7 protein-coding genes (1 of these 7 cut by a window edge) are annotated in these 11215 nt (G+C 57.7%); 3 read left to right on the top strand and 4 right to left on the bottom strand.

The features are described 5' to 3' along the window. Positions 1–2328 carry the 5' portion of a penicillin-binding protein 1A gene (locus GSVR_RS03465; protein ID WP_370552063.1) on the bottom strand. Its footprint begins 24 nt before the window's first position, so 2328 of the gene's 2352 nt are visible here — the first part of the coding sequence; the start codon lies at positions 2326–2328; its stop codon lies beyond the left edge, outside the window. 189 nt (positions 2329–2517) lie between these two features. On the opposite strand from GSVR_RS03465, the gene GSVR_RS03460 reads away from it, so the two are divergent. After that, positions 2518–3747, top strand: coding sequence for a DUF3365 domain-containing protein (locus tag GSVR_RS03460; protein WP_173198115.1), 1230 nt, complete (start codon positions 2518–2520; stop codon positions 3745–3747). A gap of 15 nt (positions 3748–3762) precedes the next feature. Here the strand turns inward: GSVR_RS03460 and GSVR_RS03455 are convergent, their stop codons facing one another. The 3 genes from GSVR_RS03455 to GSVR_RS03445 form a co-directional block, all read right to left on the bottom strand. Then, positions 3763–4716, bottom strand: a complete 954-nt coding sequence (locus GSVR_RS03455) for an RluA family pseudouridine synthase (RefSeq protein WP_173198117.1) — start codon at positions 4714–4716, stop codon at positions 3763–3765. A 103-nt stretch (positions 4717–4819) separates the two neighbouring features. Beyond that, complete coding sequence (locus GSVR_RS03450) at positions 4820–5083, bottom strand: hypothetical protein (protein ID WP_173198119.1); 264 nt, start codon at positions 5081–5083, stop codon at positions 4820–4822. Between the two features lie 39 nt (positions 5084–5122). After that, the gene (locus tag GSVR_RS03445; protein WP_173198121.1) at positions 5123–6559 is read right to left on the bottom strand and encodes a DegQ family serine endoprotease; all 1437 of its coding nucleotides are present in this window, start codon (positions 6557–6559) and stop codon (positions 5123–5125) included. A gap of 348 nt (positions 6560–6907) precedes the next feature. Between GSVR_RS03445 and GSVR_RS03440 the strand changes: the two genes are divergently transcribed. Both GSVR_RS03440 and GSVR_RS03435 read left to right on the top strand, forming a co-directional pair. Beyond that, positions 6908–7513: a helix-turn-helix domain-containing protein gene (locus tag GSVR_RS03440; protein ID WP_173198123.1), complete on the top strand. Its 606-nt coding sequence runs from the start codon at positions 6908–6910 to the stop codon at positions 7511–7513. 90 nt (positions 7514–7603) lie between these two features. Next, the gene (locus tag GSVR_RS03435; protein ID WP_173198125.1) at positions 7604–11203 is read left to right on the top strand and encodes a DUF748 domain-containing protein; all 3600 of its coding nucleotides are present in this window, start codon (positions 7604–7606) and stop codon (positions 11201–11203) included. Positions 11204–11215 lie beyond the last annotated feature (12 nt).

The following is an 11215-nucleotide window of genomic DNA, read 5'->3' as shown; positions in this document are numbered from 1 at the left end:
GGCAGTTGCAGAGTCGCCGTCATAGCTGGTCGGCTCGGTACCCTTGATGAAACATTCCATAACCGCCCCCGGCGTACCTTCCCGGGCGAGCTTGCCGGTTCGGGGATTGATCAGGACGAAACTGACATTTTCCGGAGCCTCAAAGTCTTCGACCGGCAGCGACAATACCGCCTTCTGCATGAATTCGGCCCAGATAGGCGCGGCCGCCTGTCCACCTGACCCGCCTGCTCCCAACGAACGCTCCTGATCATAGCCGACCCAGACCCCTGTCACGAGTTGCGGGATATACCCCACGAACCACGCATCTTTGGAATCATTGGTGGTTCCGGTCTTTCCTGCCACCGGACGCCCCAGAATCGAGGCACGCTGCCCGGTACCGCTGGAAACGACGCTTTGCATGAGGTTGGTGATGACATACGCGGTTTCCGGGGCAATCGTCGGAACGGGGGCCTGGGGCGCCGGCTCTTCCTGAACGATCCCGTCGTTGTCGGTTACTTTGGTGATAACGAAGGTCGGCTGCACGACCCCTTTGTTGGCGAATACCGCATAGGCCGAAGTAAGCTCCAGGGGTGAGACACTGGCCGCACCCAGGGCAAGCGCGAGATTGGATGGGATCTGCGACACGAATCCCAGTTTTTTGGCATACTCCGCGGCATAAGACGCGCCGATCTGCTCCATGATCTTGACGCTGACGATATTGATCGAATGGGTCAACGCCTCCCGCATCGTCACCGGGCCACGGAACAGACCATCATAGTTTTTCGGTTTCCAGGTGCCGCCGGCGCCATCAGGATATTCAACCTCGGCATCTTCGATCACTGTGGCCGGCGTCAGGCCTTTGTCAAGGGCGGCCGCATAGATGATCGGCTTGAAGGCGGAACCGCCGTTACGCTTTGCCTGGATCGCACGATTGAACTGGCTTTTTTTGAAGTCGTACCCGCCCACCATGGCCTTGATGCCGCCGCTGCGCGGATCGAGGGCGACTAGGGCCGCCTGAACTTCGGGCACCTGATCCAGGGCAAAATGGGCGCCTTCCTTGTTGATCTCCGGCGAGACGACCGACACCTCGATCACCGACCCCAGGGTCAGAGCCCGGTTTCCTTTTTCCGGTTTGCCATAGCTGCTGATCATAGCGAGCCGGCCGGCCCACGCCATGTTCCGGCGGCTGAGAATGCCGCGGCGATCCCCTACTCTGACGACAGCTTCGCCCTTGTCTGTGTTGAAGCCGACCACAACTCCCTGATACGTTTCACCGGTTTTCAGCACCGGCGAATCGATACCCTCTTCGACCTTGGCACAGAAAGCCTCGACCTCCTCCTGCTTGAGGTACCTGCTCGGGCCTCTGAATCCCTGGCGCTTGTCAACGGCCTTGAGCCCGTTTCTGACACTCTCGTAAGCAGCCCGCTGCATCTCGGCATTCATGGTGGTATATATCTTGAGCCCCCCTTTGTAGAGCCGCTCTTCACCATATTTGGCCTCCAGCTGGATGCGCAAGTGTTCCAAAAAGTAGGCGGACTGGTCGTTATTGACCTTCTTCATGGGGTGGATGGAGATAACGGTTTTTTTGGCGTGCTCAGACTCGGCAGGGGTGATATAGCCTTCCCTGACCATCCGCTCCAGGACATAGGACTGGCGCTCGCGAGCCTTGTCGAGATGCTTGATGGGCGAGTAGGCGTTGGGCGCCTTGGGCAAGCCGGCCAGCATGGCCATCTCGGCCAGGTTGAGTTCATCGACGTTCTTTCCGAAATAAGTCTCGGCCGCAGCCTGGACACCATAGGCTCCCCCCCCCAGATATATCTGATTGAGGTAGAGGTAGAGGATCTCGTCCTTGCTGAGCTTCTCCTCCATGCGCTTGGCCAGGATGGCCTCTTTGATTTTGCGGGAGAACTTTTTCTCGGGGGTCAGCAGCATGGACTTGGTCACCTGCTGGGTGATGGTGGAAGCCCCCTCCTTCTTGCGCATGGAAATGACGTTCTTGATGGCCGCACGCAGAATACCGAAATAATCGATGCCCTTGTGGGAATAGAAATTGGAGTCTTCGGCAGCGACGAAAGCCTGGATCAGCTTGCGCGGCATCTTATCGACCGGCACCACGATGCGCCGCTCCAGATAGAACTCACCCACCAGGCTGCCGTCATCGCCATACACCTGGGATACGATGGGGGGTTTATAGTCTGCGAGCCGGTCCACCTTGGGCAGTCGGGCAAGCAGATAGAATACGTAGCCTGCCACTCCGAGCGCCGCCACGATAACCATTGTCACGGCAAAAAGCATTAGCGATGCGAAAAGGCCCTTGCCGCTCCGCGATGGTGGCGCCTTTCTTTCCATACTCATAATCCCCTGAATTTACGGGCAGTAAGAGCGCCCGTGGTTATTGATCCTGTAAAGTAGCGCACATGGCCGGCCGAATTCAAGCAGAATCACCAATCGCTGTTTGGCCTTGCCTTGCCGCATGAAGCAGCTATAATTATCGGGAATCGCCAGGAACCGGCGGGAGAGAAAGGGACAAGAGCCTCCATGAAACCCTTCACCAGCCTCAGCGTCAACACCACCTTCAACATGATCTCGACGCTGCTGCTCGTCATGCTCTTCCTGGCTCTGGCGTACAACAACTATCGCAGAGAACAGGCCCTGATCCTGAATGGGGCCGTGGACAATGCCCGTACCATCTCCCGCCAGATCATCGTCACCCGGGATTACCTCTCCAATCATGTCACCACCGAACCCGAAAGCAACTACAACCTTGTCCCCCAGGTTGCCTCCACCCAGATAGCACGGCAGCTGACCAGCGGGTCCAATTTCTCCGTGCGCCAGGTCTCGTTACGCTACCGCAATCCCGGTAACCGTCCTGATCCCTTTGAAACTGAACAACTCAAGCTTTTCATGCAGAAAAGGAACCATGAAAGCTGGCAGGTGACGACGGAACAGGGGAAGAAATCGCTTCGCTACCTCCTGGCAATGGTGGCGGATTCCTCCTGCCTGGCATGTCATGGCAGCTACGACGCTGCACCCGCTTTTGTCCAGGCGCGTTTTGCCCGCGGACATTTTTCCTATGGCTACCAGGTAGGAGAAGTGATCGGCGCCATCTCGGTCTCGGTGCCCATGGAGGGGCTCTACCGCCAGATCGGCACCAACCTCAAGCATGATATCATCTACGATGCCTGCGTACTGATAGCCTTTCTGGCCATTACGGGTGCAATAATGCGCAAGGCGATCCTGACCCCGGTAAAGGATGTGGCCGTTCACATTTCCGATGTGGCCAAAACAGGCAACTTTTCCCAGAGACTGGAAAGGACGAGTACCAACGAGATCGGCCAACTGGTCGGTTCTTTCAATGAGCTGATGGAAGAATTGGACCGCAAGACGCGGCAGCGGGTGGAGTCCGAGGAGCGTTACCGCAACTTTATCGAGATTGCCCAGTCTCCTATCATCTCGTTCATGGCAGACGGCAAGATCGTCATTTCCAACCAAAAGGCTGAAAAGCTCTTCGGTCTGAGCAAGGAGGAACTGCTCGGCCTCTCGATTTTCGATTTCATGGAAGATGGCGAGAATCTGCGCCGGGCGATCGAAGCGTACTTCAGTGCCGGCAGCAGCGATTTGATCGGCACCACGACCCTTCAGAAGGTGCGCGACGTGTGTGGACGGCTGTTCGACGCCGAGATGGTGATTTCCGTGTCTCAATCCGACCAAACCCAGATCTTCAGCGCCATTCTCAGAACAATCAAGAACGGTTCAGCCGCACGATAGGGCAGGTCTCGTCGGTCACCCCTGCTCGACCTTACCCCTCAAAAATCCGATCAATTCCGCCATATCCTGTGGCAGCTCCACGGAGAACTCGAGGTACTCCCCGGTCACGGGGTGGATGAAGCCAAGCGTCCGGGCATGCAAGGATTGCCTGCCCAGAGCGGCAATCATCTTGCGCAACTGAGGGTCACTCAGGTTGTTGAAGCGGCCGCCATCCGGGTAGAGCGGATCCCCCACCAGGGGAAAACCCGCCTCGCTCAGATGAACCCGGATCTGGTGAGTGCGGCCGGTTTCCAGACGCAGTTCAATCAAGGATATCCTGCCGTAGCGCTCTCGCACCCGCCAGCGGGTGGCTGCGTGTTTGCCGTGAGTGACCTTGCCGGACCGGCGCAAGCGGTCTGTGGGGTGCCTGCCGATCAGCCCCTCGATTCTTCCCGCATCAAGCCCGGGATTACCGTAGACCAACGCCTGGTAAACGCGCTTGATGGAGTGCCGGCTGAACTGCGTCGAAAGGGCCTGGTGGGCCCGATCGTTCTTGGCAGCCACCAAAACCCCGGAGGTGCCCTTGTCCAGACGGTGGACGATGCCGGGACGCAATTCGCCGCCAATGCCCGAAAGATCGGCGCAGTGTGACAACAGAGCATTCACTAGGGTGCCGGTGCTGTTGCCCGGCCCCGGATGCACCACCATGCCTGCCGGCTTATTGATCACGATCAGGTCGCCATCTTCGAACAGCACCTCCAGCGGTATCGCCTCCGGCAACGGCTCCGCCGGAATTGCAGCCGGGATTTCCACTGTAATGCATTCGCCCCCTTTCAGCTTCAGAGAGGGACGAGCCGGCTTTCCGTCAATCAGGATGTTGTTCGACTCGATCAGGCGTTGAACGGCGGCTCGGGTTTCATCCGCCAAATGCCTGCTTAGAAAGAGGTCAAGCCTGGTTGGTACACCGTCATGCGGGAAGATTATCTCCATTGAATTTCCTCAAATTGCGTCTGGACCGGCAGTTCCGGCGCACACGCAAAAAGGCGCGCCTCTTGTGAAGGACACGCCTTGGTCAGATTCAGAACCCGGAGTGTTACCAGATGCTGGATTCGATCTTGCCTGCCCGCTTGATGAGCACATCCACCACGGCCAGGTCGAAGATCACCTCCGGCTCGAGCTCCGGAGCAACACGCGAGAAGAAATGCTGCCGCCCCTCCTCCAGCTCATCCTGCAGGACATCGAAAATGTCGTCATTCTTGATGCCGCTTTCCACCTTTTCCCTGTTGTACAGGGCCACATCCGAAATGATGGCCCGCGCCAGGCGCCTGGCAGAATCGATATTTTCAATCTTGTTCATGGATGCCGTTCCCAGATCAGATCCGGTTCCCCCGGATGATTACTTCAACCGCAATGCGAAATACATGCTGGAATCGCCGCGCCGCACCAGAATGATTATGTTGCCTCCCGGAGCTTGCTGCACGCTGCGCTGATAATCAGCCACCCCCGAGATCCGCTTCCGGTTGATGGAGACGATCACATCACCGCGCTTGATGCCCGCCTCCGCGGCCAGCCCCTCCCGGGCGAGATCAGCCACCACCACCCCTTGGCCATCCGCCTCTTCCACCGCCATCCCCAAGGGATCGACTCCCTGTGCACCACCCCGCTCCTTCAGCTCGCGCCTCCCTTTGGGAATGGCTTCCGCGCTGGTCAGGGTCAAGGTGGTTTCGAGAGATTTACCGTCACGGAACAGGGTCACCTTTACCGGCTTGCCAACAGCGGTTTCGGCTACCACACGCTGCAGGTGGGCCGGGTCCTTGACTTCGGTGCCGTTGAAGGCGGTGACGACGTCCCCCTGGCGAATGCCGGCCTTCTCGGCCGGGCTGCCCTGCAGAACGTCATTGATCAAGGCCCCTTTGGCCTGTTTCAATCCGAAGGACTGGGCCAACTCCTCGGTCACGGGCTGGATGGTTACCCCCATCCATCCGCGACTGACGTTGCCCTTGCTGATCAGCTGGGTAAAGATCGGTTTCGCCATGGTGATCGGAATGGCAAAGCCGATGCCCTGGCCGGCCGCAACGATGGCCGTATTGATCCCTATCACCTCGCCATATACGTTCAGCAGCGGCCCCCCTGAATTGCCGGGGTTGATCGAAGCGTCAGTCTGAATGAAGTTCTCATAGGTTTCAATGCCCATGTTGGAGCGCCCGGTGGCGGAGATGATCCCTACCGTCATGGTGCGGTCGAGTCCGAACGGATTGCCGATTGCAATCGCCCACTGCCCTACCTCGAGCTTCTCGGAATCCCCCAGCACGGCCACCGGCAGATCCTTGGCGCTGATCTTTATGACTGCGATATCGCTCTTCTGGTCACCACCCACCACTTTGGCTTCATAGACCTTGTCATTGGACAGCTTGACCTGAATGGTTTCGGCCTCACGCACCACATGGTCGTTGGTCACGATGTAACCGTCCTTGCTGATGATGAAGCCCGAGCCGAGGCTTTTGTCACGACGGTACTGCGGCCCGCCGAAAAAATCCTCGAAAAAGGGGGACATCTCGAAGAATGGCTGGACCATCTTCTTCTTGCCAATGGTGGATATGTTGACGACACAAGGGGTCACCTTGTTGGCGACAAGACTGAAGGCCTTCTGGGTGGTAAGGATGTCTTTGGGCACATCCTTGACCGGGGCCTCGGCCTCTCCCCCTTTGCGCTTTGATTCGAAAAAAATCGGGGAATCGGATTTGCCGGAGCACCCGGCAAGCCCGGACAGAGCTATGGCGCAGGCAGCAAGGCACCATACTATGCGGGATTTTTTGTGAAGTGTGGTGATCATAGTACCCCGGGAAGGATCCAAACTCATCAAAACTATTGAAAGGTTAGCTAAACTATGCTGCTCTGTCAACGGATTAAAAACCGGTGCCCACGCCGGCTTCCATCTGCCCTGGCCGTTTTCCCGTGCATAATAATGTATTGAAACCCTTGAAGGTTTATGTAAACATACGTGGCCTGGATGCTGAATCAATGACGCTTCACATTCCGGAAGCCTGGAAGGACCGGGGCCGCATCATGGTGCTGCACGCAGCGATGGTGTCAGCCCCCCCTGGAAACGTGCCGTACCTGTCAGGCGAGTGGGGGCGTGAGAAGTCACGTTCAGCGGCTGATACTTAGCGCGGAGGAAGCAATGAACGACATAAAGGCAGAGATCAACGAACTCCGTATCGGAGAGAAGATCCGAGCCCTGCGCCAGCAGAAACGGCTGACCCTGCAGGAACTGTCCGACCTGACCAGCCTGTCGAAGCCACTGCTGTCGCAGATTGAGAATCAGCAGGTCATCCCCCCTCTGGCCACGCTGCTCCGGATAGCCAAAGGACTGAAGGTCGGGATCCACTTCTTTTTCGAGGACGAGAAAAACCGCCAGAAATACGTATTGACCAGGCGCGAGGATCAAAAGGAAGACGAACGGGCGCTCAGAGCGGTAGTCAACGACGTGAGCAGGCCCTATACTTACCACTCACTGGCGCAGGGACTCCGGCACAAGCATATGGAGCCGTTCCTGGTGGAAATCGAAAGCCGCGAATGGGATGACAGCCTTTTCTTCAAGCACGAAGGGGACGAAGAATTCGTGCATATCACCGAAGGAGAGCTGGAATTCCATTACAGCGACGAAGTGCTGAGGCTGCGGGCCGGCGACAGCATCTATTACGACTCCGGACAGCCTCATGGCTGGATCTCGGTCGGCAGCGGAAAGGCCCGAGCAGTGGCGGTGCTGTACGCCAAAGGCGACTAGCCCAGCCAACAGCATAAGGAAGCAACCAGATTCTACTGCTTCCGGACGTGATCCTCAGGCCTCCGGAAGCAGTCAACGAGATTTTGTCACATGCTGAAACGGAAGCACATCCTCATAGCGATCGGAATTACCACCACCCTCCTGCTGTTCACCATCGTAGTCCTGCCGCTGATTGTCAAAAGCAAAGCCGCTGAGGCCATTCAGGCAGCCACCGGCCGTACTGTCCGGCTCGGTTCGGTATCGATCAATCCTTTCACGCTGACCGTTACGGTCAACGATTTTGCCATCGATGAAAAAGGGGCACCTCCGCTGATCGGTTTCAAACAGGTGCAGGCCTCGCTTGCTCCGGCTTCTCTCTTCAAAGGCGCCCTGATTCTTTCCCGCGTCGCTGTCGATACGCCGACCCTCGCCTTCGCACGCACCGGTCCCAACCGCTATAGCTTCAGCGACATAATCGACAAACAGCAGCATTCGAGCAAGCCCGAAAAAAGCGGGCCTTTTCTCTTCTCGATCAACAATGTCTCCATTAAAAACGGCTCCCTGGATTTCGACGACCGCGCAGTAGAGGGGGGCAGAAAACATACCGTGCGGGCCCTGCAACTCGCCATTCCCTTTATCAGCAACATCCCCTACCTGGCAGAAACCTATATCGACCCGAGCATATCTGCCACGGTCAACGGCGCTCCCTTCAACTTCAGCGGTAAACTAAAGCCTCTCAGCAAGTCCCTGGAAACCTCGGTGCGTATCGACCTGAAGCAACTTAGCCTGCCCGAGTACGTCGCCTATTCACCTGTCAAGCCTCCGGCTGATCTGACCTCCGGAAAACTGACCGTCGACACGAATGTCAGCTACCGCATTTCCGCCGAACAGAAACCCGAGTTGTCCATAAAGGGTGTAGTCGTGCTGGACGATATCAGCATCGACCTGCCCGAGAAGCAGCCGCTACTCAGACTCCCCTCGCTGAAGCTGCAGGCAAAAAAGCTCGATATCTTTGCCGGTCTTTTCGATGTTGAGGCGCTTGCTCTCGATGGCCTGGAATTGTTTGTAAGCAGGGACGGGACGGGCACCTGGATGTATTCGCGGCTGCTGCCGCAGCCCAATCCCGGCCACCCCTCGGCAGCCACTGGGGAGAAAAAGTCCGAATCCCGCACAAAGGCCCCCCAGCCACAGCTGTCAATCGCCTCCCTCGCCTGCACGAACGCCAGCATCCATTTCAATGATGCTGTGCCCAAAGGGGGCTTCAGGACATCCATTTCCAGCATCGATCTTACCGCCGACAACATCGGCACGGCCCCGGATACAACCGCAACATACGAATTATCGCTGCTGCTGGATGGCGATGTGGACTTCAGCGCCGATGGCAGCTTCTCCGTCAACCCGCTCTCCGTAAGCTCTTCCGTCGAACTGGCCGGGCTGAAACTCCAGCGCGGGTGGCCCTATCTGTCGCGCTATCTGACGGCACCGGTCAAGGGGACGCTCGATCTGTCAGCCTTGGCCACGTTCAAAGCATCCGACGGATTACGTGTCGAAAAAGGTGACCTTTCGTTGAAGGGACTCTCGACGCGCTATGGCATCAAAGATGGGTTCGATGTGGCGCTCCTGCAGGTCAGCGACGTCGTCTTCCGGCAGAAGGAGAACCGCCTGGAGATCGGTGGTATCCGCCTCTCCAAAGGCGATGCCTCCGTGTCGCGTGAAAATGACGGTACCATTTCGCTGCTTTCGCTTCTCGCCAAGCCGGAAAAGTCTCCGGCAGCGGCAAAGGCCGGCACGGCACAGCGCCCCACAACGAAAAACAGCACGGCAACCCCTGGGACAGCCAGTGCCAAGCCGCTCAGTTACCGCCTGGGTCTGTTCCAACTCGACCGGTTCAACCTGGCCTTCACCGATAAGACCCATGAAGAAGAACCGCGCTTCGCGCTGCGCAATACCAATCTTACGCTCAAGAACCTGCAGGGGCCGAAATTCGCCCCGGCTAGCCTGCGCCTCTCCTCGACCTTCGGTAAAGATGCACCGCTCAAAGTGGCGGGCGACATCACCCCCCTCCCTTTCCGGTACAAGGGCAGCGTGAAGGTAGGACGGCTGCCGATCCGTGATTTCGAGGCCTACTTCCCCGATAACCTGAATGTCTTCATTATCGGCGGCTATCTGGATACTGATCTGCATCTGGACGTCGCACTCAAGGACGGCAAACCGGAAGGCAGTTTCAGGGGCAGCGCCGGTGTACGCGCCTTTCACAGCATCGATGCCCTGGCCGAGGAAGACCTGCTGAAATGGGAAAGCCTGCAGTTCGACGAAGTTCAGGGACGATTGGAACCATTCAGCCTGAACATTCACCAGGTGGCGCTCAATAACGCCTACTCGCGCATCGTTGTCAGAAAGGACGGCAGTCTCAACCTGCAGAATCTGGTTTCAAAGCCGGAGCCGGCCCCGGCAACGACCGCAACAGCCCAACCAGCACAACAACCGGCAGTCCCCCCGGCACCGGGGCGCCAGATCTCGGTGGACAGCGTCACCATTCAAGACAGCACGCTTTCTTTCACCGATAACCATCTGCCTCAGACCTTCAGCAGCACCTTCTTCAGCCTGGGGGGACGGGTCAGCGGCCTCTCGTCGGAAGAATCGAAGTTTGCCGACCTGGACCTGCGTGGCAACCTCGAAAATCACTCCCCCCTGCGGATCTCCGGGAAACTCAACCCCCTGCGGGATGATCTGTTTGTCGATCTGAAGGTTTCCTTTCAGGATATCGATCTCTCTCCCGTAACGCCCTATTCCGGCACCTACCTGGGCTATACCGTGGACAAGGGCAAACTGTTCCTCGACCTGAAATACCTGATCGACAAGAAACAGCTCAATTCGGAGAACAAGGTCTTCATCGATCAGTTTACCTTCGGCAGGAAGGTGGAAAGCGACAAGGCCACCTCCCTGCCGGTGCGCCTGGCAGTGGCCCTGCTCAAGGACCGCAAAGGTGAAATCCACCTGGATCTGCCGGTCACCGGCCGCACCGATGACCCCCAGTTCAGCGTTTGGGGCGTGGTGGGACAGATGCTCAAAAACCTGCTGGTCAAGGCGGCCACATCCCCCTTTGCCCTGCTCTCCTCCATGATGGGGAGCGGACAGGACTTCAGCACCGTTGGTTTTACGGCCGGCTCCAGCAAACTGTCCCCGGAAGAGGAACACAAACTGCAGCAGCTGGCCAAGGCCCTGGCGGACAGGCCTGCTCTGAAGGTCGAGATAAAGGGATTCGTGGACAGGGAGAAAGACCCCGAAGGCTACCGTCAGGAACTGCTCAGCAGCAAGCTGCGCAAGGAAAAGTTCCTGGAACTGGTCAAGGAGCAAAGGGCAAAAGCCGGGGAAAGCGCCGAAACCGTGCAGATAGCGGCAACGGAATATTCACGCCTGCTCAAGGCGGTCTACAGCAAAGAAAAGTTCCCCAAACCCCGCAATGTGCTGGGCCTGATAAAGGACCTGCCCGATACCGAGATGCGGAAGCTGATCATCGCCAACACGGCGGTGGGTGAGAACGAACTGCAAGCCCTGGCGCGGGAGCGGTCCGCGGCGGTCATGACCTACCTGGTTTCAAAGGGGGGCATCCCTGCGGAACGCCTGTTTCAAAAGAACGATGACATCCACAAACCGCCTGTCAAAGAGACTGCCCGCAGCCGGGTAGAGTTCAACGCCATCGTGCAATGAGCCGGCAGGCGC

The organism is Geobacter sp. SVR (assembly GCF_016865365.1).
Classification (GTDB): domain Bacteria; phylum Desulfobacterota; class Desulfuromonadia; order Geobacterales; family Pseudopelobacteraceae; genus Pelotalea.
This window is presented reverse-complemented; position numbering and strand designations above follow the sequence as displayed.